The following is a 23,893-nucleotide window of genomic DNA, read 5'->3' on the forward strand; positions in this document are numbered from 1 at the left end:
CAGGTGCCCAAGCGGAAACGACTGCTAAGTTAGGGCGCCTGAGTTTTTGCCATTCCTATGAGGCTCTCGCTATGACCGCACCGACTGCAATTCGCCGACTCAACGCTGCTGACCCGGATTTCGCACATCATCTGGATCATCTGCTGAGCTGGGAAAGTGTGTCTGACGACTCGGTCAATCAGCGGGTGCTGGACATCATCAAGGCTGTGCGCGAGCGTGGCGATGCCGCGTTGGTGGAGTTCACCCAGAAGTTCGACGGCCTGCAGGTCGCGTCCATGGCGGACCTGATCCTGCCTCGTGAACGCCTGGAACTGGCCCTGACCCGAATCACCGTGCCTCAGCGTGAAGCGCTGGAAAAAGCCGCGTCCCGAGTACGCAGCTACCACGAGAAACAGAAGCAGGATTCCTGGAGCTACGCCGAAGCCGACGGCACCGTGCTGGGCCAGAAGGTCACGCCGCTGGATCGCGCCGGCCTGTATGTACCGGGCGGCAAGGCGTCTTATCCGTCCTCGGTACTGATGAACGCGATTCCGGCCAAGGTGGCCGGGGTGACCGAGGTTGTCATGGTGGTGCCGACACCTCGTGGCGAAATCAACGAGCTGGTGCTGGCCGCAGCCTGCATCGCCGGCGTCGACCGCGTGTTCACCATCGGCGGCGCTCAAGCGGTTGCCGCGCTGGCTTACGGCACCGAAAGCGTGCCAAAGGTCGACAAGGTGGTCGGTCCGGGCAACATCTACGTCGCCACCGCCAAGCGCCACGTGTTCGGCCAGGTCGGCATCGACATGATCGCCGGCCCATCCGAAATCCTCGTGGTCTGCGACGGCCAGACTGATCCGGACTGGATCGCCATGGACCTGTTCTCCCAAGCCGAGCACGACGAAGACGCCCAGGCGATTCTGGTCAGCCCGGACGCCGAGTTCCTCGACAGGGTCGCCGCCAGCATCGCCAAACTGCTGCCGACCATGGAGCGCGCCGAGATTATCGAAACGTCGATCAATGGCCGTGGTGCGCTGATCAAGGTTCGCGACATGGAGCAAGCCATCGAAGTGGCCAACCGCATCGCGCCGGAACACCTTGAGTTGTCCGTTGCTGATCCGCAGGCCTGGCTGCCGAAGATTCGCCACGCTGGCGCGATCTTCATGGGCCGTCACACCTCCGAAGCCTTGGGCGACTACTGCGCCGGTCCGAACCACGTGTTGCCAACCTCCGGCACCGCGCGTTTCTCCTCGCCGCTGGGTGTGTACGACTTCCAGAAGCGTTCGTCGATCATCTTCTGCTCCGAGCAGGGGGCGTCGGAACTGGGCAAAACCGCTTCCGTGCTGGCCCGTGGCGAGTCGCTGACCGCCCATGCCCGCAGCGCCGAATACCGCATCGTTGACGACAAGAAGGGCAACTGAGCATGAGTAAATTCTGGAGTCCCTTCGTCAAGAATCTGGTGCCTTACGTGCCGGGCGAGCAGCCGAAACTGGCGAAACTGGTGAAGCTCAACACCAACGAAAACCCGTACGGTCCCTCGCCAAAAGCCTTGGCGGCGATGCAGACCGAACTGAATGACAATTTGCGTCTGTACCCGGACCCGAACAGTGATGTGCTCAAGCAAGCAGTCGCCAAGTACTACGGCGTGCAGAGCAATCAGGTGTTTCTCGGCAACGGTTCCGATGAAGTCCTGGCGCACATCTTTCACGGTTTGCTGCAACATGATAATCCGGTCCTGTTCCCGGACATCAGCTACAGCTTCTATCCGGTTTACTGCGGGTTGTACGGCATCAAGTTCGACGCGGTGCCGCTGGACGAGCAGTTCCAGATCAACCCGGCGGACTACGCCAAGCCGAACGGCGGGATCATCTTCCCGAATCCGAACGCACCGACTGGCTGCCTGTTGGCGCTGGATGCCGTGGAGCAAATCCTCAAGGCCAGCCCGGATTCAGTGGTCGTGGTGGATGAGGCTTACATCGATTTTGGCGGTGAGACGGCGATCAGCCTGGTGGATCGTTATCCGAACCTGCTGGTAACCCAAACCCTGTCCAAATCCCGTTCGCTGGCCGGCCTGCGGGTGGGGCTGGCAGTGGGGCATCCGGATTTGATCGAGGCGCTGGAGCGGATCAAGAACAGCTTCAACTCCTATCCGCTGGATCGCCTGGCGAATGTCGGTGCAGCCGCAGCGTTCGAGGATCGTGAGTACTTCGACAAGACCTGTCGGTTGGTCATCGAGAATCGTGAATGGGTCGTTACGCAATTGGAAGCGAAGGGCTTTGAAGTGCTGCCGTCGGCGGCGAACTTCATCTTCGCCCGTCATCCGAAACACGATGCGGCAGCGCTGGCGGCGAAGTTACGTGAACAAGGCGTGATCGTTCGGCACTTCAAGCAGGAGCGGATTGCCCAGTTCCTGCGGATCTCCATCGGCACGCCGGAGCAGAATCAGGCGCTGATCGACGGCCTCGGCGACCTCTGATCCACCGCTGATCCTATGTAGGAGCGAGGCTTGCCCGCACCGCTCGCTCATACAGGATTTGGTGGGTTACTCGTGATGCGGTTCGCCAAGGAAGGTCAGCGACGTGAACAGCCCGCGTGTCGCCACATCCGGGTTGTCCTTCAGCGGAATCTCCATCTGCGCCGCAATCACATTCAATCCTTCATTACGCACCAATACTTGCGCCCGACCTTCTGCGTCGGTCTCGGTGCTCAAGGTATTCGGCGCGCTGCGATAGTCGCCCACCAACTTCACACCCGCCGCCGGCTTACCGTCCAATAGCACTCGAACCGGCAACGATTTACCCGGGCCGACGGTCAGCGGATCAACCTCCGGCAGAATCAGCAATTTCATCTGATCGAGCTTCGGCAGTTTCGCCCCCGGCTGGTATATCGCCAGGCTGTACTTGAAGGTCTGGGTCGACTCAATGGCCCCCGACACTTTGCTGCGTCCTTCGTTGATCCATTTTTTATCCGCCGTTTGCGACCACATGCCGTTGTTCAGCGCCACCGCCATCACCGCCGGCGGTTTCAGCGGTTGCAGACGGGCATGATCGGCCTGGCGTTGAACATTAACCGGGATCATTTTTCCGGCTGCGTCATAGGCCCAGGCGCCACTGATTTTCTGCGCTTTGAAGGCGTTGTCTTCGGCGCCGTGGCCGTAGATGACTTCGATGTTGCCGCGACGCTCTTCGGTCCAGAGACCGTGGGCCGAAACTTGGCTGGCACACAGCAGACTGAGTAGCGCCAGGGATTTCAGGTGTTGCATGGTGGACGTCCTTTTACAGGTTGAGTGTCAGGCTGACGGTGAAATTGCGCGGCTCGCCGGGGTTGACCCAGTAGTTGCTGTAGGAGCGCTCGAAGTATTTCTCGTCGAAAAGGTTGTTCAGGTTCAGGCCCACGGTGACGTTTTCGCTGGCCTTGTAATGGGCCAGCAGGTCGACGGTGTGGTAGGACGGCAGTTCGAAATCGCTGCCGGCTTCACCTGAGCGATCGCCGACATAGGTGAGCGCTGCACCAAGGTCCGAACCGCTCAAATGGCCATCCTGAAATTCATAAACGCCCAACAAACTGCCGCTGCGTTTGGCCACACCGAGAATTCGGCTGCCGGTGGGAATCACCTTGTCGCCTTGGGTGACTTCGGCGTCGATGTAAGCGAAGGCGCCGATCACTCGCACGGCGTCGGTCACTTGCCCGGTGACTTGCAGGTCGACACCCTGGCTGCGGGCCTTGCCCATGGCGCGGCTGGAATCGGTGCTCGGATCGAGCGCCAGGACGTTTTCCTTTTCGATATGGAAGGCGGCGAGGGTGGTGCTCAAGCGGTCGTCGAACAGCTCGCTCTTGATCCCGACTTCATAACCGACGCCTTCTTCCGGGTCGAAGGATTTGCCGGTGGCGTCCAGGCCGTTGTTCGGTTTGAATGAAGTAGAGGCGTTGGCGAACAACCCTACTTCGGGCGTCAGTTGGTAGAGCAGGCCGGCCCGCTGGGTCAGGGTATCGTGGCGCTGGCGGCTGGTCGCGTTGCGGCTGTGATCGTTGATGCTTTGTTCGAAATGTTCGAAGCGCGCACCGATCATGCCGCGCAGTTTGTCGGTGAAAACGATCTGGTCCTGAAGGTTCAGTGCCTGGCTTTCGACATGCTCGAAGAGGTCGGTCCCGGAGCGTGTGCCATTGGGTTTCGGCTGGCCGTAGATCGGCCGATAGATATCGATGGCATACGGGCCGCCAGCAATGGTCGTGACCCGTTCGTTCTTGCGGAAATTCTCGTATTCGCTGCCGATCAGCAGTTCGTGTTGCCAGCTGCCGATGTCGAACAAACCGCGCAGTTCGAGTTGGGTGATGCTGTCATGCCAGTTGGTATCGCGCTCGCGGTAGCGACGGTTCACGGTGTGGCCGTCGGCGTTCAAGAGACGATTTTCTGAGGCGAAGCCCCAGAGCTTGCCTTCCTTGTAATGGCTGGCGAGGCGCAGTTTCCAGCGGTCGTTGAGCTGATGTTCGAGGGCGGCTTGCAGCAGATTGTTGTGGTTGTCGATGTTGCCGTCGTTGGGTTCGCCAAGGAAGGTCGAACGGGAGACGCGGCTCCATTTATTGTTCGGCGCGACGATACCTCGATCGAATGTCGAGCTGTGGCGAACGAATTCGCTCTCCACCAACAGGCTGGTGTCCGGGCTCAGTTGCCAACTGAAGGAAGGCGCAACAAACACACGCTGGCTGTCGACGTGATCGCGGAAGCTGTGGTTGTCCTCGACGGTCAGATTCACCCGGGACAGAACGTTGCCGTCATCATCCAGCGGCGTGTTGACGTCCACGGCGGTGCGATAACGATCCCAGCTGCCGGCGCTGGTTTGTAGTGTGGTGAAGGCTTCGGGTTGGGGCTTCTTGGTGACGATGTTCACCGTACCGCCCGGATCGCCACGACCATAGAGACTGGCGGCCGGGCCTTTGAGCACTTCGATGCGTTCGATGTTGGCCACATCCGGGGTGCTTGGATAGCCGCGGTTGGCGCTGAAACCGTCCTTGTAGAACTCCGAAGTGGTGAAGCCGCGCACGCTGTATTCGTAGAGCGTCAGGCCGCCGAAGTTGTTCTGCTTCGACACGCCACCGGCAAAATCCAGGGCGCGCTCGACGCTGGTGCTGCCCAGATCCTTGAGCACACTGACGGGAATCACACTGATCGATTGTGGGATATCGCGAATGGCCGTGTCGGTCTTGGTTGCGCTGGAAGAGCGCGTGGCGCGGTAACCCTTGACCGGGTCGGTAGGGGATTCGTACTCGGAGGTGACGCTGATGGCGTCCAGTTCAACGGTTTGCAATTCTTCGGCGAAGACCGGCCCCCCCAGCAAACCGAGGGCCAGGCCTGCGAGGGAAGCCATTGTTCGAGACGACATGTTATGTTGTTCCAATAGTGATATTGAAACAATATAACATGCCTAATGAGAATGTCTGTTGTTAAGAGGCTTCGGAGTTTTGGAGCGGTCGAGGATGCAAAAGATCGCAGCCTTCGACAGCTCCTACGGGCTTACTCTTCTACTTTCTCTTTGACCGGCGCAGGCGGCGGACGCAAACCGATCTCGGCGGTGAGCTTGAGCTCTTTGCCGTTGCGCATCACCTGGATCGTGACCTTGTCGGTCGGTTTGATCCGCGCGACCTGGTTCATCGAACGGCGACCATCGCCAGCCGGCTCGCCGTCGATGCTGAGGATCACGTCACCCAATTGCAGGCCGGCCTTCTGCGCCGGACCGTCACGGAAAATCCCCGCGACCACAATGCCCGGTCGCCCCGACAGACCAAACGATTCCGCCAGTTCCTGGCTCAACGGCTGCACTTCGATGCCGAGCCAGCCACGAATCACCTGGCCGTGTTCGATGATCGACTTCATCACTTCCATGGCCAGTTTCACCGGGATTGCGAAACCGATGCCCTGCGAACCGCCGGACTTGGAGAAGATCGCCGTGTTGATGCCGGTCAGGTTGCCGTTGGCATCCACCAGCGCGCCGCCGGAGTTGCCGGGGTTGATCGCTGCGTCGGTCTGAATGAAGTCTTCGTAGTTGTTCAAGCCCAGCTGATTGCGCCCGGTGGCGCTGATGATGCCCATGGTCACGGTCTGGCCGACACCGAACGGGTTGCCGATGGCCAGGGCTACGTCGCCGATGCGGATGTTGTCGGAACGCCCGACAGTGATCGATGGAAGATTCTTCAAGTCGATCTTCAGGACAGCGAGGTCGGTTTCCGGGTCGCTGCCGATCACTCGGGCCAAGGTTTCACGACCGTCCTTGAGCGCCACCACGATCTGGTCGGCGCCGGTGGTCACGTGGTTGTTGGTCAGCAGGTAACCTTCCGGGCTCATGATCACGCCTGAACCGAGGCTCGACTCCATGCGCTTCTGTTTGGGCGAGTTGTCGCCGAAGAAGCGGCGGAACTGCGGGTCCTCGAACAGCGGATGGTTCGGTTTGTTGATGACTTTGGTGGTGTACAGGTTGACCACCGATGGCGCGGCGGTAGTCACGGCGTCGGCATAGGACACGGGGCCCTGTTGCATGGTGGTGGTTTGCGGGGCTTGCTGCATGTTGACGTCGAGGCTCGGGAGCCCGACCCACTGCGGGTAACGCTGGATTATCAATAGAGCGATAAGCACGCCGGCCAACAGCGGCCAGCCGGAAAAACGCAGCGCCTTAAGCATTAAGCACGTCCTGAGAGGTTGCAGGCGGTATGAGACCGCCCATAATGTCGCGCATTATACGAGGCGAAGCGTGCCTCTGAACGGGATATTTAGGAGTCTTTTATGGCCGTCGCCCTGAGAACCCTGGTCGAAGAAGCCGACCGTTACCTTAACAGTGCCAAGATTGCCGATTACTGCCCCAACGGGTTGCAGGTCGAAGGCCGGCCGCAGGTCATGCGCATCGTTAGTGGCGTCACCGCCAGCCAGGCGTTGCTCGACGCCGCTGTGGAAGCCAGCGCCGACCTGGTGCTGGTGCATCACGGTTATTTCTGGAAAGGCGAGAATCCCTGCATCACCGGCATGAAGCAGCGTCGGTTGAAAACCCTGCTCAAGCACGATATCAGCCTGTTGTCCTACCACCTGCCGCTGGATCTGCACCCGGAAGTCGGCAATAACGTGCAGCTGGCACGCCAGCTGGACATCACCGTCGAAGGCCCATTGGACCCGGACAACCTTAAAGTTGTCGGACTGGTCGGTTCATTGAACGAGCCGGTGACGGCCCGCGATTTTGCCCGTCGCGTACAAGAAGTCATGGGCCGCGAGCCATTGCTGATCGAAGGCAGCGAGATGATTCGCCGCGTTGGCTGGTGCACCGGTGGCGGTCAGGGTTACATCGATCAGGCCGTGCTGGCTGGTGTCGACTTGTACCTCAGCGGTGAGGCGTCCGAGCAGACCTTCCACAGCGCCCGGGAAAACGACATCAGCTTCATCGCCGCCGGCCATCACGCCACCGAGCGCTATGGAGTGCAGGCACTCGGGGATTATCTGGCGCGGCGTTTTGCCCTTGAGCACATCTTCATCGATTGCCCGAATCCTATCTGAATCACCCCATACCCACTGTGGGAGCGAGCCTGCTCGCGATGGCTGCGTCACATTCGACATTGATGTGACTGACACGCCGCTATCGCGAGCTGGCTCACTCCCACAGGACCCAGTACACCCGAACAGGCAGGTATATTGATATACCCTTTCGATCTAGTCGGCGGCCTGATTAGAAGAGGTCGCTGTGCTAGCATTCCTCGCTCGAACACGGCCCGCTGGCCGTCCATAAGATCGTTTTCGTGAGTAGCCATGGTCGACAAACTGACGCATCTGAAACAGCTGGAGGCCGAAAGCATCCACATCATCCGCGAGGTCGCCGCCGAGTTCGATAACCCGGTGATGCTGTACTCCGTCGGTAAAGACTCCGCCGTGATGCTGCACCTTGCGCGCAAGGCATTCTTCCCGGGCAAACTGCCGTTCCCGGTGATGCACGTCGACACCCGGTGGAAGTTCAAGGAAATGTACGCGTTCCGCGACCGCATGGTCGAAGAACTCGGCCTGGACCTGATCGTGCACGTGAACCCCGATGGCGTCGCGCAGGGCATCAACCCGCTGACCCACGGCAGCGCCAAGCACACCGATATCATGAAAACCGAAGGCCTCAAGCAGGCCCTAGACAAGTACGGTTTCGATGCTGCTTTCGGTGGTGCCCGTCGCGACGAAGAGAAGTCCCGTGCCAAAGAGCGCGTGTATTCCTTCCGCGACACCAAGCACCGCTGGGACCCGAAAAACCAGCGTCCCGAGCTGTGGAACGTCTACAACGGCAAGGTCAACAAGGGTGAATCGATCCGCGTGTTCCCTTTGTCGAACTGGACCGAACTGGACATCTGGCAGTACATCTACCTCGAAGGCATCCCGATTGTGCCGCTGTATTTCGCCGCCGAGCGCGACGTCATCGAGATGAATGGCACCTGGATCATGATCGACGACGAACGCCTGCTCAATCACCTGAGCGATGAAGACAAGGCGCGCATCGTCAAGAAGAAGGTCCGCTTCCGCACACTCGGCGACTACCCGTTGACCGGTGCGGTCGAGTCCGAGGCCATCAGCCTGACCGACATCATTCAGGAAATGCTCCTGACGCGAACTTCCGAACGCCAGGGCCGAGTCATCGATCACGATGGCGCCGGCTCGATGGAAGAAAAGAAACGTCAGGGTTATTTCTAAGGGGTTGTCATGTCGCACGCATCTGATTTGATCAGCGAGGACATCCTCGCCTATCTGGGCCAGCACGAACGCAAGGAAATGCTGCGCTTTCTTACCTGTGGCAACGTCGACGACGGCAAGAGCACCCTGATCGGGCGCCTGCTGCACGACTCCAAAATGATCTACGAAGATCACCTGGAAGCCATTACCCGCGACTCGAAAAAAGTCGGCACCACCGGCGATGACATCGACCTGGCATTGCTGGTCGACGGCCTGCAGGCCGAGCGGGAGCAGGGCATCACCATCGATGTCGCTTACCGTTATTTCTCCACCGCCAAACGCAAATTCATCATCGCCGACACCCCTGGCCATGAGCAGTACACCCGCAACATGGCCACCGGTGCGTCCACCTGTGACCTGGCGATCATCCTGGTCGACGCCCGTTATGGCGTGCAGACCCAGACCCGTCGCCACAGCTTCATTGCCTCGTTGCTCGGCATCAAGCACATCGTTGTCGCCATCAACAAGATGGACCTCAACGGCTTCGACGAAACAGTCTTCGAGTCGATCAAGGCCGATTACTTGAAGTTCGCCGAAGGCATCGCGTTCAAGCCGACCACCATGGCGTTCGTGCCGATGTCGGCGCTGAAGGGCGACAACGTGGTGAACAAGTCCGAGCGCTCGCCGTGGTACACCGGCCAGTCGCTGATGGAAATTCTTGAAACCGTCGAAATCGCCAGCGACCGTAACTACACCGACCTGCGTTTCCCGGTGCAGTACGTCAACCGTCCGAACCTGAACTTCCGTGGTTTCGCCGGCACCCTGGCCAGCGGCGTCGTGCACAAGGGCGACGAAGTCGTTGTGCTGCCGTCGGGCAAGAGCAGCCGCGTGAAATCCATCGTCACCTTCGAAGGTGAGCTGGAGCACGCCGGTCCTGGTCAAGCGGTGACGCTGACCATGGAAGACGAGATCGACATCTCTCGCGGCGACTTGTTGGTGCATGCCGACAATCTGCCGCAAGTGACTGACGCCTTCGACGCCATGCTGGTGTGGATGGCGGAAGAGCCGATGCTGCCGGGCAAGAAATACGACATCAAGCGCGCGACCACCTACGTGCCGGGTTCGATCACCAGCATCGTCAACCGCGTTGACGTGAACACCCTGGAAGAAGGTCCGGCCAGTTCGTTGCATCTGAACGAGATCGGTCGCGTCAAGATCAGCCTCGACGCGGCCATTGCGCTGGACGGTTACGCGAGCAACCGCACCACCGGTTCGTTCATCATCATCGATCGTTTGACCAATGGCACCGTCGCGGCCGGCATGATCATCGCCCAGCCGTTGAGCCATGGCACCAGCACGCATCACGGCAAACTGGCGCACGTCGCCACCGAAGAACGCGCCCAGCGCTTCGGCCAGCAACCGGCCACCGTGTTGTTCAGCGGTTTGTCGGGCGCGGGCAAAAGCACCCTGGCCTACGCGGTTGAGCGCAAGCTGTTCGACATGGGCCGCGCGGTGTTTGTGCTCGATGGCCAGAACCTGCGTCATGACCTGAACAAAGGCCTGCCACAGGATCGCGCCGGGCGTACCGAGAACTGGCGTCGTGCGGCGCACGTTGCGCGTCAGTTCAACGAAGCGGGTCTGCTGACACTGGCAGCCTTCGTTGCGCCGAGTGCCGAAGGTCGTGAGCAGGCCAGGGAACTGATCGGCAAGGAGCGTCTGCTGACGGTCTACGTCCAGGCCTCTCCGACGGTCTGTGCCGAGCGTGACCCACAAGGCCTGTACGCGGCGGCCGGCGATAACATCCCTGGCGATTCCTTCCCGTACGACGTGCCGCTGGACGCCGACCTTGTGGTCGATACCCAGTCGCTGTCGCTGGAAGAAAGCGTCAAGCAAGTGCTGGATCTACTGCGCAAGCGTGGCGCGATCTAAGCGTTAGCCGTTAATAAAAAACCCGCCGATGAGTGATCATCGGCGGGTTTTTTGTGTCCCTAAGATCGCCATCGTCGGAGCGCCGCCCGGAGCAGGCTCACTCCCACAGGGATCTCAAGTGAACACAAAATCTGTATTCCATGGAGATCCCATGTGGGAGCGAGCCTGCTCGCGATGAGGCCAGTACAGGCGCTTCAGGACTTGGTCGGATACTCGCGATGCATCTGCCCCAGCAGCGCATCCTTGTCTTCCCATAGCTGATTGATCCAGCCCTGAAACTGCAATCGATACTCGCCGTCCTGGTCGTAGTTCTTGCCGATGAATTGCGGCGGAATCTTCAGTTCCTGAAAGTGCACCACCACGTCCTTAACGTTCCCACAGAGCAAATCCCAGTAACCGGGACGCCCGGCCGGATAGTGAATGGTCACGTTGACGATGGCTTCCAGCTGCTCCCCCATGGCATCCAGCACAAACGCAATGCCGCCAGCCTTCGGTTTGAGCAAGTGACGGAACGGCGATTTCTGCTGGGCATGTTTGCCTTCGGTGAAACGCGTACCTTCGACGAAGTTGAAAATCCCCACCGGGTTATGGCGGAACTTGTCGCAGGTCTTGCGGGTGGTTTCCAGGTCTTTGCCTTTCTTTTCCGGGTACTTCTCCAGGTAGGCCTTGGAGTAGCGCTTCATGAACGGAAAGCCGAGCGCCCACCACGCCAGACCAATCACCGGCACCCAGATCAGTTCCTGTTTGAGGAAGAACTTCAGCGGGCGAATCTTCCGGTTCAGCACGTACTGCAACACCATGATGTCGACCCAGCTCTGGTGGTTGCTGGTGATCAAATACGAGTGCTGATAGTCCAGACCTTCCAGGCCGCTGAGTTTCCAGCGCGTGTGTCCGAGCAAATCCATCCACGCTTTGTTGTTGCTGATCCAGGCTTCGTGGATGTGGCTCATCAGCCAATCGGTAAAGCGCTGGGCGGCGGGGAAAGGCAGCAGCAGTTTGAAGATCGCCACGATGAACAGCGGTGTGCAGCAGGCAATCGTGTTCAGCGCCAACAGCAGCGAGGCAATCACGCCTCGCAGCGGTGCAGGTAGGGAATCCAGCATTTAAAGATCCAAAGGTCGGTTGGCAGCTTGAATCGCGGTCAACGCGATGGTGTAGACGATGTCGTCGACCTGCGCGCCACGCGGCAGGTCGTTCACCGGTTTGCGCAGGCCTTGCAGCATCGGCCCGAGGCTGACGCAGTCGGCGCTGCGCTGCACCGCTTTGTGGGTGGTGTTGCCGGTGTTCAGGTCGGGGAATACGAACACTGTGGCGCGACCAGCGACCTGGCTGTTCGGCGCCAGTTGTCGGGCGACGGTTTCGTTGGCGGCGGCGTCGTACTGCAATGGGCCGTCGATCAACAGCGAGTTCTGTTGTTCGTGGGCGAGCAATGTCGCTTCGCGTACCTTCTCGACTTCTTCGCCGCTGGCCGATTCACCGCTGGAGTAGCTGATCATCGCCACGCGCGGGGTGATGCCGAAGGCGGCTGCCGAGTCGGCGCTTTGCAGCGCGATCTCGGCCAGTTCGCTGGCGCTCGGGTGCGGGTTCATCACGCAGTCGCCGTAGACCAGCACTTCCTCGGGGAAGAGCATGAAGAACACCGACGACACCAGCGTGCAGCCCGGCGCGGTCTTGATCAGTTGCAAGGCCGGGCGGATGGTGTTGGCGGTGGAGTGAATGACCCCGGACACGAGGCCATCGACTTCATCCAGCGCCAGCATCATGGTGCCGATCACCACGGTGTCTTCCAGTTGCTGCTCGGCCATCGGCGCGTTGAGGCTTTTGGTTTTGCGCAGGGCGACCATCGGTTCGACGTAGCGCTCGCGAATCAAGTCCGGGTCGAGGATTTCCAGCCCCGGCGGCAGCTCGATGCCTTGGGCGCGGGCGACGGCTTCGACATCCGCAGGTTTCGCCAGCAACACGCAACGAGCGATACCGCGTGCCTGACAGATCGCTGCGGCTTGCACCGTCAGCGGCTCGCTGCCTTCGGGCAGAACGATGCGCTTGTTGGCGGCCTGGGCACGCTGAATCAATTGATAGCGGAACACGGCGGGCGACAAGCGCATTTCCCGTGGCGTACCGCAGCGCTGGTGCAGCCAGTTCGCGTCCAGATGGCTGGCGACGAAATCGGTGATGATTTCCGCACGCTCGCGGTCGTCGATCGGGATTTCCTTGTTCAAACCGTTCAACTGGTTAGCGGTGTCGTAGGAGCCGGTGCTTACCGACAACACCGGCAGGCCAGCCTGCAACGCGCCACGACAGAGGTCCATGATACGCGGGTCGGGCAGGGTGTCGCTGGTCAGCAACAGGCCGGCCAGCGGCACGCCGTTCATGGCGGCGAGGCTGACGGCGAGGATGATGTCGTCGCGATCGCCAGGCGTCACCACCAACACGCCGGGCTTGAGCAGCTCCACGGTGTTGCGCATGGTGCGGGCGCAGATAATGATTTTGGTCATGCGCCGGGTTTCGTAGTCACCGGCATTGAGAATTTGCGCGCCCATCAGATCGGCGACGTCGCGGGTGCGCGGGGCGTTCAATTCCGGCTGGAACGGGATGCAACCCAGCAGACGGAAATCGCCACTGCGCAGCAACGGCGAATGCTCTTTCAAGCGCGAGGCGAAGGCCTCCATGCTCTCGTCGGTTTTGACTTTGTTGAGGATCACGCCGAGGACTTTCGGGTCTTTCGGTCCGCCGAACAATTGCGCCTGCAATTCCACTCGGCCGGACAGTTCGGTCAACACTTCGTTTTCCGGTGCCGAGACCAGGATCACTTCGGCGTCGAGGCTTTTCGCCAAATGCAGATTGACCCGCGCGGCATAACTGGCGCTGCGGGTCGGGACCATGCCTTCGACGATCAGCACATCCTTGCCGACTGCCGCCTGCTGATAAAGGGTGATGATTTCTTCGAGCAACTCGTCCAGTTGACCGTCGCCGAGCATGCGCTCGACATGGGCCAGACCGAGCGGCTGAGGCGGTTTCAAACCGTGAGTGCGCGCCACCAGTTCGGTGGACCGTTCAGGCCCGGTGTCACCCGGATGCGGCTGGGCAATCGGTTTGAAAAAGCCGACTTTGAGGCCCGCCCGCTCTAGTGTGCGCACCAGCCCGAGGCTGATGGAGGTCAGACCCACACCAAAATCGGTGGGCGCGATAAAAAAAGTTTGCATGCGAATTCTCTGGAGGTGCATATGGGCGGCCCGTGTGGCCTTTGCTGTCAGTCAAATTCGGCGCCTGAAATCCATATACTGCGTTGCTGCTCCTCCCCATAGCGAGCTATGACTCGTCGCAGCGCCTTGGCTATGGATTCCAGGCATCCGAATTTGATCTGACGCAAAGGCCGTACGGGCCGCCAGGTGACGACCTATGTCTGGCCGTTTACCGAAATTCAGTCGCCAAGGTTATCGCTAACCGAGCCTTGTGCGCACCAACCGCAATCAAAGGGCTGGCCTATTTTTTTACTACGTTGCGTGGAGTCCAGGACCCAGGCGCGCGATTGCCACGGTGGCTGGTGGCGCAGGTGCTGGGTGTGACCGCAGGAAAGCTCGGCCACCCAGTGCCCGTCCTCATCTTGATGGAAGCCTGTGACCGTTGAGCCTTTCGCCGCCCCCCGTCTGTCCGGGTTGTGTTCGCTTTCGGGCGATTGCTTCGCTAAACTTGGCCATTCTTCATTCTTATGCAAAAGGTCTCGCCCCATGCTGATCGCCGCCAATAAGGCTGTCTCCATCGACTATACCCTGACCAACGACGCTGGTGAGGTCATCGACAGCTCCGCCGGCGGCGCGCCGCTGGTCTACCTGCAAGGCGCAGGTAACATCATTCCGGGCCTGGAAAAGGCTCTGGAAGGCAAAGCAGTCGGTGACGAACTGACTGTCGCCGTAGAACCTGAAGATGCCTACGGCGAATACGCTGCCGAACTGGTCAGCACGTTGAGCCGCAGCATGTTCGAAGGCGTCGACGAGCTGGAAGTGGGTATGCAGTTCCACGCATCCGCTCCAGACGGCCAGATGCAGATCGTCACCATTCGCGATCTGGACGGCGACGATGTCACCGTCGACGGCAACCACCCGTTGGCCGGTCAGCGCCTGAATTTCCAGGTCAAGATCATCGACATCCGTGACGCCAGCCAGGAAGAAATCGCACATGGTCACGTCCATGGCGAAGGTGGCCATCACCACTGATTTTCTGCGCTAAGCTTTCGAGAACTGGAGAGGCGCCCGAGGGGCGCCTTTTTAGTCCGCGGCTGTCCCAGGTGACACCGCCAAGTGGCTGTTTCGAGAAGAACACGGGAATTTGGAGTTCGTCATGAGTGCTTTTCACGACCTTAAATTGACAGCCCTGGATGGTCAGGAACTACCGCTGGCGCCTTTCAAGGGGCGTGTCGTGCTGGTGGTCAACGTTGCCTCCAAATGCGGCTTGACCCCACAGTACGCGGCGCTGGAAAACCTCTACCAGCAATACAAGGACAAAGGTTTCAGCGTGCTGGGCCTGCCGTGCAACCAATTTGCCGGGCAGGAACCGGGTACCGAGCAAGAGATCCAGGAGTTTTGCAGCCTCAACTACGGCGTGAGTTTTCCGTTGTCCAGCAAGCTGGAAGTCAACGGTCACGATCGTCATCAGCTGTACCGTCTGCTGGCGGGCGAGGGTGCTGAATTTCCCGGTGACATTACCTGGAACTTCGAAAAATTCCTGATGGGCAAGGATGGTCGCGTGCTGGCGCGGTTCTCGCCGCGCACGGCGCCGGATGATCCGTCTGTCGTTCATGCGATCGAAAAAGCGCTGAGCTGAACCCAAAAAATCGCAGCCACTGAGCTGCGATTTTTTATGCCTGCCTTTTGAACCTTAATCACCGCAATCAATAGTGCTGTGCATCGCTTGCCGTCCCGCATATTATCGCCGTCATAAAACCTCTGTCCCGTCGATACCGTTTTCGTGGAGCGTCCCATGCCCGTCAAAGCCCTGTTCAAACCGTTCCACCTTGGCACCCTCGAACTGCCGACCCGCGTCGTCATGGCGCCGATGACCCGTTCGTTTTCGCCGGGTGGCGTTCCCAATTCCAAGGTGATCGAGTACTACCGTCGTCGTGCCGCTGCGGGTGTGGGTCTGATCATCACCGAAGGCACCACCGTCGGCCACAAGGCTTCCAGCGGCTACCCAAACGTGCCGCATTTCTACGGTGCAGCAGCGCTGGCCGGCTGGAAGAAAGTGGTCGACGCGGTTCACGCTGAAGGCGGCAAGATCGTTCCGCAGCTGTGGCATGTCGGCAGCGTGCGCCGCATCGGCACCGAGCCGGACGCCAGCGTGCCGGGTTACGGTCCGTCGGAGAAATTGAAGGACGGTCAGGTCGTGGTTCACGGCATGACCCAGCAAGATATCCAGGACGTGATCGCCGCGTTTGCCCAGGCTGCCAAAGATGCCCAGAGCATCGGCATGGACGGCGTGGAAATTCACGGTGCCCACGGCTACCTCGTGGACCAGTTCTTCTGGGACGGCAGCAACCAGCGCACTGACGAATACGGCGGCAGCCTGGCTAACCGTTCGCGTTTCGCCATTGAACTGATCCAGGCGGTGCGTGCAGCGGTCGGCGAAGGTTTCCCGATTATTTTCCGTTTCTCGCAGTGGAAGCAGCAGGATTACACCGCGCGTCTGGTGCAAACGCCGCAAGCGTTGGGCGAATTCCTCAAGCCGTTGTCCGACGCCGGCGTGGATATTTTCCACTGCTCGACGCGCCGTTTCTGGGAGCCGGAATTCGACGGTTCCGAGCTGAACCTGGCAGGCTGGGCCCGCAAACTCACTGGCAAGCCGACCATCACCGTGGGCAGCGTCGGCCTGGACGGCGAGTTCCTGCAGTTCATGGTCAACACCGACAAGATCGCGCAGCCGGCCAGTCTGGAAAAACTGCTGGAGCGTTTGAACAATGATGAGTTCGATCTGGTGGCCGTCGGTCGTGCGTTGCTGGTGGACCCGGACTGGGCGCAGAAGGTGCGTGACGGCCGTGAAGAAGACATCCTGCCGTTCAGCCGTGAGGCGTTGATGACTCTGGTTTAAGCGGCGCCTGCACTGACGCCTTCGCGAGCAAGCCCCACATTCGACCGCGTTTCTCTGAGAAAACTCGGTCACCTGTGGGAGCGAGCTTGCTCGCGATGACTCACTTGATATCACCAAAGAATTCAGGGCAATGTCGCTGCACCAGGAACCACCTGCTCCCCAACACAAGCCCCGCGCAACTGCCTCTCAAACTGCTCGATAATCGCTGCCCAGCCCTGGCGACTCGCATGCTGACGCGCATTAAGCCGCATGCAGCGCAAGGTTTCGCGCTCCTCCAACAGCCAACACGCCGCATCGCAGAACGCCTCTTCGTCCCCCGGCATCGCCAGTACGCCGTTGTAGCCATGGCGGATGTGCTGAGCCGCCGCAGCCTGATCGTAAGCCACCACACCCAAACCTGAAGCCAGTGCCTCAAGCACCACGTTGCCGAAAGTCTCGGTCAGGCTTGGAAACAGAAACACATCCCCCGAGGCATAGTGACTGGCCAAGGCTTCGCCGCGTTGAGAGCCACAGAAAATCGCCTCGGGCAGTTCTTTCTCCAAGACCACTCGTTGCGGACCGTCGCCGATCACGATCAACTTCAGGTTTTTCTGTGGATAAGTCGTACGCAGCCTTTCGAAACTGCGCTTAAGCAAGCCGAGATTTTTCTCCGGTGCCAGGCGACCTACATGGATGACGGCAATGTCACTGTCGGCCAAACCCCACTGTTCGCGCAGCGACGTCAGCCGCTTGGTCGGGTGAAACAACTGGCTGTCGACCCCACGGGACAGCAACGCCAGGCGCTCGAAATGCCGGCGTTCCAGTTCCATTCTTTGGCTCACGCTCGGCACCAGGGTCAGCGTCGAACGATTGTGAAACCAGCGCAGGTAGTGGGTCAGCAATCGCGTCAGCAGTCCAAGCCCATACTGACTGGAGTACTGCTGGAAATTAGTGTGAAAGCCGCTGACCACCGAAATCCCCAAGCGCCGTGCCGCGCGCAACGCGGACAATCCCAGCGGTCCTTCCGTGGCGATGTACAGCACGTCCGGCCGATGACGCTTCCAGCGCCGCAGCAACTTGTGCATCGACGACTGACCCCATTGCAAGCCGGGATAACCCGGTAACGGCCAGCCCCGACACAGCAACAACGCATCGTCGCTGCCCAACTGCTGGTCGCAACCCTGACGCGGTCGCACCAATTCCACCTGATGCCCGCGCGCGCGCAAGCCGTCGCACAAGCGGCCAAGGGTATTGGCTACGCCGTTGATTTCCGGTGGGAAGGTTTCGGTGATCAGGGTGATATGCAGAGCTGTCGTCATGACCTCAGTGTAGGCTGAGGCCATGTCGTCAGTGTGACGGTGGGATGATGGATTTGTGACCGGATCAGCGCTGGACCACCAGGTTTTCCGCGCCGCGTTCACGCACCCAGAACAAGGTCGCACCCGCCACGGCGGCCGGCATCATCAGGATGTTGACCACCGGAATCAGCAGTACCAGATAAACACTGCCGCCGAAACTCATGCTCTGCCAGCGCTTCTCGCGCAGCCAGGCGAGCATCTCGTTCCAGCCGAGTTTGTGGTTATCCGCCGGGTAGTCGATGTACTGGATCGCCATCATCCACACCCCGAACAGCAGCCACAGTGGCGCAGCGATGATGTTCACCACCGGAATGAACGAGAGGATGAACAACCCGATGGCGCGTGGCAGGAAGTAGCCGAGTTTGCGCATCTCCCGGGCCAGGGTGCGGGGGATCATTTCGATCAGTTCGCCCCAGCTGAAGGACGGGAAGTCGTCAGTGCCACGCACCACGACTTCGACTTTTTCCGCGAGGAAGCCGTTGAATGGCGCAGCGATGACGTTGGCCAGCATGGTGAAGGTGAAGAACACCATCAACGCCACCAGCACCACGAACAACGGCCAGAGAACATAATTGAGAAAACTCAGCCAGTCGGGCAGGGACGGCATCAACGTATCGACCCACAGGCTGAATTGATGGCTGGCCAGGTAGATCAATCCGACGAACAGCACCAGGTTGATCACCAGCGGCAACAGCACAAACAAACGCAGGCTTGGGCTCAGGACCAGCTTGAGGCCTTCGCGCAGGTATTGCGGGCCGGACAGAACGGGGGCGGGCATAACGTGCTCCGAGCAAAGGGGAAACGCGCCGACCTTACCGGCTTTGCCTGACAGGCGAAAGCGCGGTAGCAGCATCGACATTAACTGTAACAAAGGCGCCTATGTATCCATCGTGAGGGGATAGAGACCGCCTATGAGCTGGATTGTTAAACCGTATTTCCTTAATCTTCGCCCCCTCGATACGCTGCACCCCATACTTTTTACAGGACTGTCGAGCTCAAGCCTTCCCCAAGTGCTTTCAACGGTCCTTTTTTATTCCCGCCGGCAACCCGGCGTTCCGCGCCAGATGTTTCGGGCCGGTCAACAGGAGCAGGTCATGTCTGAAGTCCGTCATTCGCGAGTGATTATTCTCGGTTCCGGCCCTGCCGGTTACAGCGCCGCGGTCTATGCCGCCCGTGCCAACCTCAAGCCACTGCTGATCACCGGCATGCAAGCCGGCGGTCAACTGACCACCACCACAGAAGTCGACAACTGGCCTGGCGACGTCCACGGTCTGACCGGCCCGGCGCTGATGGACCGCATGAAAGAGCACGCCGAGCGCTTTGAAACCGAAATCATCTTCGATCACATCAATGCCGTGGACTTCGCTGCCAAGCCGTACACCCTGACCGGCGACAGCGCGACTTACACCTGCGACGCCCTGATCATCGCCACCGGCGCCAGCGCTCGTTACCTGGGCCTGCCGTCGGAAGAAGCGTTCATGGGCAAAGGCGTTTCGGCCTGCGCAACCTGCGACGGTTTCTTCTACCGCAACAAGCCAGTGGCCGTGGTCGGTGGCGGTAATACCGCCGTTGAAGAGGCGCTGTACCTGGCCAACATCGCCAGCAAAGTGACCTTGATCCACCGTCGCGAAACCTTCCGCGCCGAGAAAATCCTGATCGACAAGCTGAATGCCCGGGTTGCCGAAGGCAAAATCGTCTTGAAGCTGAACTCGACTCTGGACGAAGTCCTGGGCGACAACATGGGCGTGACCGGTGCCCGCCTGAAGAACAACGACGGTAGCTTCGACGAGCTGACAGTCGACGGCGTGTTCATCGCCATCGGCCACACCCCGAACACTTCGCTGTTCGAAGGTCAGTTGACGTTGAAAGACGGCTACCTGGTTGTGCAGGGCGGCCGTGACGGTAACGCCACTGCCACCAGCCTCGAAGGTATCTTTGCCGCCGGTGACGTGGCTGACCACGTTTACCGTCAGGCCATCACCTCGGCCGGCGCCGGCTGCATGGCGGCACTGGACGCCGAGCGTTACCTCGACGATCTGCAGAACGCTTGATTCTGATTTCGTAGCGATGAAAAAACCGGCCTTGGCCGGTTTTTTTGTGCGCATAAGGTTCTGCTTCAGGTCAATTTCGCGAGGTTCGCCTCAAGGATATCCAACCCTTCTTCCAGCACCGCTGCCTCAGTCGTCAACGGCGCCAGCAGCCGAATGATGTTTCGCGACTTGCCGCTGGGCATCAGCAGCAAGCCCGCGTTTCGCGCCAGCGCCAGCAGCTGCGTCAATTGCGCCGAGGCCGGTGTGCCGTCGGCATTGGTCAGCTCGATGCCGCGCATCGCACCGACGCCGGTCAAGCGGCCCAGATACGGCGACAGCTTGCTGGCGCGCCAGGCCTCGTAGCGGCTGACGATGGCTTCTTCCTGTTGCGAGCCCCAGGCGTGCAGGTTCGCATCGGTCATCTCGTCCAGGGTTGCCAGTGCCGCGGCGCAGGCAATCGGGTTGCCTGAATAGGTGCCGCCCAGTCCGCCCTTGGGCAAGGTGTCGAGCAGCGACTTGCGCCCGACCACCGCACCCAGTGGTACGCCGCCGGCGATGCTTTTAGCGAGCAGGATCAGATCGGGTTCAATGCCCAGTCGCGAGAAGGCAAAGCGCTGGCCGGTGCGACCGAAGCCGGACTGGATTTCATCAGCGATCAGCAGGATGTTTTTTTCATCACAGAAGCGACGTAGCGCCTGGGCGAACTCCACGTCCAGCGTCAGGAAGCCCGATTCGCCCTGCACCGGTTCGACGATAAAACAGGCGACGTCATCGACGTCGATCTCGACGCTGAAAAGGCGGTCCATGGCTTTCAGGGCCTCCGCGCAGGTCACGCCGTTGTCCTTGCTCGGGAAGGGCAGGTGATAAACCGGACCCGGCAGCACCCCGACTTTCTGTTTGTAGGGCGCGACTTTGCCGTTGAGGTTGAGCGTGGCGAGTGTGCGGCCGTGGAAGGCGCCGTCGAAGGCGATGACGGCCGTGCGACCGGTGGCGCCACGCACGATCTTCAGGGCGTTTTCCGCCGCTTCCGCACCGCTGTTGGTGAGCATGCCGCTGACCGGGTAGTTCACCGGAATAAACGCGGTGAGACGATCCATCAGTTCGATGTAGGGCGCATGCGGAGCGGCGTTGAACGCGTAGTGGGTCAGCCGGGTGGCTTGTTCGCGAATGGCCTGGACGATGCGCGGATGGCAATGGCCGAGGTTCAAAACACCGATGCCGCCGACGAAGTCGATGTAGCGTTTGCCATCGGTGTCCCAGACCTCGGCATTTTTGCCGTGGCTGAGTGTGACGGGATGAACGATGTTGATCGACTGGCTGATGGTTTCGCTGCTCATGGATACCTGACTCAGAAGAAGGGATGCTTCTTTTTATCTAAGCCGTGAGCAGCGGTGCCCGGCAAACGAAATAAAGTTGCCGGGTCAATCTTAAAAGTCGGGATGTGCTTGGTGGGCGTTGGGTCAGCGGCGAGTCAGCGGTTGCTGCGAAAACTTCACGCCGGCCAACCCATGAGCAATCAACGCGCGGATATTGCCGTGATCGCTGTCTTCAGGCGTGGCCACCACCGAACGATAATGCTCGCCAAACGCTAACAGCGCTTCTTCATCGCTCAGACCTTCCAGCAGCGCCAGACCCAATGTCTTGCACGAACCTTCGTTCTGCCCGGCTGCGTTTTCCACGCCGCCATTGTTGAAAGCCTGAGGCTGATAGTCGTAGCCGGCGGCGATGAAGGCCAGGGTGTCGGCAAAAACGTGTTCGCCGCTCTTGAGGCTGGTGCGCAGGGCGTTCAAATCACTCATTGGGTTTTCCTTTGGCGAACGCCGCTTGTTGTTCGGCGTTGGCTTCTTGCTGGTATTGGGCTTTCCACTCGGCGTACGGCATGCCGTAAACCACTTCGCGGGCGTCGTCGAGGCTGACCTCGATCTGGCGTTCATCGGCAGCGGCCTTGTACCACTTGGACAGGCAGTTGCGGCAGAAACCGGAGAGGTTCATCAGGTCGATGTTCTGCACATCCTTGCGGCTGTCCAGGTGTGCGACCAGCCGGCGAAAGGCGGCGGCTTCGAGTTCCAGGCGTTGTTGATCGGTCATGGCGGGCTCTGTGCAATCAAATCGTGCGCGGATGATAAAAGTCTGACGAGCAATGTGCCAGACGGTCAGCGGCTCGCGGCCAGGGTAATAGACACCGACTCGGCGAATCGCAGGGCGTGGGGCTTGTCGACTTCGACCTCGGCGTACAACACCGACTCGTTGGCCATGACCAGATCGAGAATTTCCTGAGTCAGGCGCTCGAGCAGGGCGAAGCGATTGCCTTCCACGTGGGCGATGATCGCCTTGGTGATGGTGCGGTAGTTCAGCGCGTGATCGATGTCGTTGTCACGCACCGCTTCCTGAGCGGCATACAGGATGGTCAGGTTGATCAGCACATCCTGCTTGTTGAGGATTTCATCCTCGTTGATCCCGATGAAGGTCCGCAGGCACAGGTCCTTGACCCGGATGCGTGCCGTTCCTGGTTGAAGTTGTGGCATTGCTACTTGCTCCGTCCAATCAATTGCAGGAACTCCTGGCGGGTGTTGCTCGACTCGCGGAAGGCGCCGAGCATCACCGAGGTGTTCATGGTCGAATTCTGTTTCTCGACGCCGCGCATCATCATGCACATGTGCTTGGCTTCGATGACCACTGCGACGCCCGCCGCACCGGTCACTTGCTGCACCGCGTCGGCGATTTGTCGAGTGAGGTTTTCCTGGATTTGCAGGCGACGGGCGAACATGTCCACCAGTCGTGCAATCTTCGACAGGCCCAGCACTTTGCCCGTTGGAATATAAGCCACATGCGCCTTGCCGATGAAGGGCAGCATGTGATGTTCGCAGAGCGAGTACAGCTCGATGTTGTCGACGATGATCATTTCATCGTTATCGGAAGCGAACAGCGCGCCGTTGACGATCTCTTCGACACTTTGCTCATAACCATGGCAGAGGTACTGCATGGCTTTTGCCGCGCGAACCGGGGTGTCTTGCAGACCCTCGCGGTCGGGGTTTTCACCGAGGCCGATGAGGATCTCGCGATAGCTTTGGGACAGGGCGTTCTGGGGCAGGGATAACGTCATGGAACATCCTCGCGGGGGCCGCTTATTTGATGTGCCGTCCGCCGTTGACGGTCAGGGTCGTGCCGGTGACATAAGGGTTGTCGAGTAAATAGCGCAAGCTCTGGTAGATCACTTCGCAGCCGGGTTCGATACCCAGCGCGGACTTGGCCAGTGCCTTGGCGCGGTACGCCGCGTCGTCGTCGGGGTTGAACATTAACAGGGCTGGCGCGATACCGTTGACCTTGATTGTCGGCGCGTATTTCGCGGCGAAGGACAGGGTGAGGCTGTCGAGCCCGGCTTTGCTGGCGCAGTAGCCAATGTGCTTGCTGCTGCCCTTGCGGGTCACGTCGTCGCTGATGTGTACGATGTCGGCGGGGCTTGAGCGTTGCAGCAAGTCGGCACAATGCAGATTGATCAGGTAGGGCGCCAGCATGTGGACGTTGAACATGCGGGTGAAGGCTGCGGCGTCGGTGTCCGGGGTTTCGGCCAGCCATTCGGAGGCGTTATGGACAATCGCCCGCAAGCTGTCGGTGTGGTTTTTCAGTTCGCTGATGAACGCGAAGATTCCGGCTTCAGTGGAGAAGTCGGCAAACACCGCGGTCGCTCCCAGGTCGCGCAGGGTTTGCACGCCGGGGCGTTCACTGCGGTAGCTGAAGATCACCGGCTGGCCATCCTCGAGCAAACGCTGCGCGCAGTGCAGACCAACACGTTGGCCGGCACCGGTGATGAGGATTGGAGCTACGAAAGAGGTCATGAACGGCTCGCGTCGCGGTAAGAG

General features: G+C 59.9%; 23 protein-coding genes. 9 read left to right on the plus strand and 14 right to left on the minus strand.

Features of this window, described 5'->3' with window-relative positions:
• Positions 1-71: 71 nt before the first annotated feature.
• Both hisD and hisC read left to right on the plus strand, forming a co-directional pair.
• Positions 72-1,397, plus strand: coding sequence for a histidinol dehydrogenase (hisD, locus tag QFX16_RS04440; protein ID WP_283182968.1), 1,326 nt, complete (start codon positions 72-74; stop codon positions 1,395-1,397).
• Between the two features lie 2 nt (positions 1,398-1,399).
• Entirely contained in the window at positions 1,400-2,452 is a 1,053-nt protein-coding gene (hisC, locus tag QFX16_RS04445) for a histidinol-phosphate transaminase (RefSeq protein ID WP_283182969.1), read from the plus strand.
• A gap of 66 nt (positions 2,453-2,518) precedes the next feature.
• On the opposite strand, the gene QFX16_RS04450 is transcribed toward hisC, so the two are convergent.
• From QFX16_RS04450 to algW, 3 genes are all read right to left on the minus strand, one after another.
• The gene (locus QFX16_RS04450) at positions 2,519-3,238 is read right to left on the minus strand and encodes a DUF4198 domain-containing protein (protein ID WP_283182970.1); all 720 of its coding nucleotides are present in this window, start codon (positions 3,236-3,238) and stop codon (positions 2,519-2,521) included.
• Between the two features lie 13 nt (positions 3,239-3,251).
• A complete protein-coding gene (locus tag QFX16_RS04455) occupies positions 3,252-5,357 on the minus strand; it encodes a TonB-dependent siderophore receptor (RefSeq protein WP_283182971.1) in 2,106 nt (701 codons plus the stop codon).
• 131 nt (positions 5,358-5,488) lie between these two features.
• Positions 5,489-6,649: a Do family serine endopeptidase AlgW gene (gene algW / locus QFX16_RS04460; RefSeq protein ID WP_283182972.1), complete on the minus strand. Its 1,161-nt coding sequence runs from the start codon at positions 6,647-6,649 to the stop codon at positions 5,489-5,491.
• A gap of 102 nt (positions 6,650-6,751) precedes the next feature.
• On the opposite strand from algW, the gene QFX16_RS04465 reads away from it, so the two are divergent.
• The 3 genes from QFX16_RS04465 to cysN all read left to right on the plus strand — a co-directional run bounded on the left by QFX16_RS04465 (position 6,752) and on the right by cysN (position 10,585).
• A complete protein-coding gene (locus QFX16_RS04465) occupies positions 6,752-7,510 on the plus strand; it encodes a Nif3-like dinuclear metal center hexameric protein (protein ID WP_283182973.1) in 759 nt (252 codons plus the stop codon).
• Between the two features lie 249 nt (positions 7,511-7,759).
• The gene (cysD, locus tag QFX16_RS04470) at positions 7,760-8,677 is read left to right on the plus strand and encodes a sulfate adenylyltransferase subunit CysD (protein ID WP_283182974.1); all 918 of its coding nucleotides are present in this window, start codon (positions 7,760-7,762) and stop codon (positions 8,675-8,677) included.
• Positions 8,678-8,686: 9 nt separating this feature from the next.
• Positions 8,687-10,585, plus strand: coding sequence for a sulfate adenylyltransferase subunit CysN (gene cysN / locus QFX16_RS04475; protein ID WP_283182975.1), 1,899 nt, complete (start codon positions 8,687-8,689; stop codon positions 10,583-10,585).
• 194 nt (positions 10,586-10,779) lie between these two features.
• Here cysN and yihG read toward each other — a convergent pair whose 3' ends face one another.
• From yihG to QFX16_RS04490, 3 genes are all read right to left on the minus strand, one after another.
• Complete coding sequence (gene yihG / locus QFX16_RS04480) at positions 10,780-11,688, minus strand: 1-acylglycerol-3-phosphate O-acyltransferase, YihG family (RefSeq protein WP_283182976.1); 909 nt, start codon at positions 11,686-11,688, stop codon at positions 10,780-10,782.
• On the minus strand, positions 11,689-13,788 hold the full coding sequence (pta, locus tag QFX16_RS04485; RefSeq protein WP_283182977.1) for a phosphate acetyltransferase: 2,100 nt from the start codon (positions 13,786-13,788) through the stop codon (positions 11,689-11,691).
• Positions 13,789-14,006: 218 nt separating this feature from the next.
• Positions 14,007-14,345 (minus strand): DUF3565 domain-containing protein, encoded by a 339-nt coding sequence (locus tag QFX16_RS04490; RefSeq protein WP_283182978.1) that lies wholly within the window; start codon positions 14,343-14,345, stop codon positions 14,007-14,009.
• Here QFX16_RS04490 and QFX16_RS04495 point away from each other — a divergent pair.
• From QFX16_RS04495 to QFX16_RS04505, 3 genes are all read left to right on the plus strand, one after another.
• A complete protein-coding gene (locus tag QFX16_RS04495; protein WP_007901600.1) occupies positions 14,314-14,799 on the plus strand; it encodes an FKBP-type peptidyl-prolyl cis-trans isomerase in 486 nt (161 codons plus the stop codon). The two genes, QFX16_RS04490 and QFX16_RS04495, sit on opposite strands and share 32 nt — an antisense overlap.
• Before the next feature lie 124 nt (positions 14,800-14,923).
• Positions 14,924-15,406 carry a glutathione peroxidase gene (locus tag QFX16_RS04500; protein WP_283182979.1) on the plus strand — a complete coding sequence of 161 codons (483 nt, stop codon included), beginning with the start codon at positions 14,924-14,926 and terminating at the stop codon, positions 15,404-15,406.
• Between the two features lie 156 nt (positions 15,407-15,562).
• The gene (locus QFX16_RS04505; protein ID WP_283182980.1) at positions 15,563-16,666 is read left to right on the plus strand and encodes an NADH:flavin oxidoreductase; all 1,104 of its coding nucleotides are present in this window, start codon (positions 15,563-15,565) and stop codon (positions 16,664-16,666) included.
• Positions 16,667-16,788: 122 nt separating this feature from the next.
• On the opposite strand, the gene QFX16_RS04510 is transcribed toward QFX16_RS04505, so the two are convergent.
• Positions 16,789-17,988 (minus strand): glycosyltransferase family 4 protein, encoded by a 1,200-nt coding sequence (locus tag QFX16_RS04510; protein WP_283182981.1) that lies wholly within the window; start codon positions 17,986-17,988, stop codon positions 16,789-16,791.
• Between the two features lie 40 nt (positions 17,989-18,028).
• Entirely contained in the window at positions 18,029-18,781 is a 753-nt protein-coding gene (gene cysZ, locus QFX16_RS04515) for a sulfate transporter CysZ (RefSeq protein WP_283182982.1), read from the minus strand.
• Positions 18,782-19,097: 316 nt separating this feature from the next.
• Between cysZ and trxB the strand changes: the two genes are divergently transcribed.
• The gene (gene trxB, locus QFX16_RS04520) at positions 19,098-20,054 is read left to right on the plus strand and encodes a thioredoxin-disulfide reductase (RefSeq protein ID WP_283182983.1); all 957 of its coding nucleotides are present in this window, start codon (positions 19,098-19,100) and stop codon (positions 20,052-20,054) included.
• A 65-nt stretch (positions 20,055-20,119) separates the two neighbouring features.
• Here the strand turns inward: trxB and QFX16_RS04525 are convergent, their stop codons facing one another.
• The 6 genes from QFX16_RS04525 to folM all read right to left on the minus strand — a co-directional run bounded on the left by QFX16_RS04525 (position 20,120) and on the right by folM (position 23,869).
• Complete coding sequence (locus QFX16_RS04525; protein ID WP_283182984.1) at positions 20,120-21,370, minus strand: 2-aminoadipate transaminase; 1,251 nt, start codon at positions 21,368-21,370, stop codon at positions 20,120-20,122.
• A 123-nt stretch (positions 21,371-21,493) separates the two neighbouring features.
• On the minus strand, positions 21,494-21,832 hold the full coding sequence (locus tag QFX16_RS04530) for a HopJ type III effector protein (protein ID WP_283182985.1): 339 nt from the start codon (positions 21,830-21,832) through the stop codon (positions 21,494-21,496).
• Complete coding sequence (locus QFX16_RS04535; RefSeq protein ID WP_008150700.1) at positions 21,825-22,121, minus strand: DUF1244 domain-containing protein; 297 nt, start codon at positions 22,119-22,121, stop codon at positions 21,825-21,827. The genes QFX16_RS04530 and QFX16_RS04535 overlap by 8 nt, the downstream gene beginning before the upstream one ends.
• A gap of 65 nt (positions 22,122-22,186) precedes the next feature.
• Positions 22,187-22,558, minus strand: coding sequence for a dihydroneopterin triphosphate 2'-epimerase (gene folX, locus QFX16_RS04540; protein WP_129438421.1), 372 nt, complete (start codon positions 22,556-22,558; stop codon positions 22,187-22,189).
• 2 nt (positions 22,559-22,560) lie between these two features.
• The gene (folE, locus tag QFX16_RS04545) at positions 22,561-23,136 is read right to left on the minus strand and encodes a GTP cyclohydrolase I FolE (protein WP_283182986.1); all 576 of its coding nucleotides are present in this window, start codon (positions 23,134-23,136) and stop codon (positions 22,561-22,563) included.
• 22 nt (positions 23,137-23,158) lie between these two features.
• Positions 23,159-23,869: a dihydromonapterin reductase gene (gene folM, locus QFX16_RS04550; RefSeq protein WP_150658822.1), complete on the minus strand. Its 711-nt coding sequence runs from the start codon at positions 23,867-23,869 to the stop codon at positions 23,159-23,161.
• Positions 23,870-23,893: the final 24 nt, after the last annotated feature.

The sequence above is a fragment of the Pseudomonas svalbardensis genome (genome assembly GCF_030053115.1).
GTDB classification, from domain to species: domain Bacteria; phylum Pseudomonadota; class Gammaproteobacteria; order Pseudomonadales; family Pseudomonadaceae; genus Aquipseudomonas; species Aquipseudomonas svalbardensis.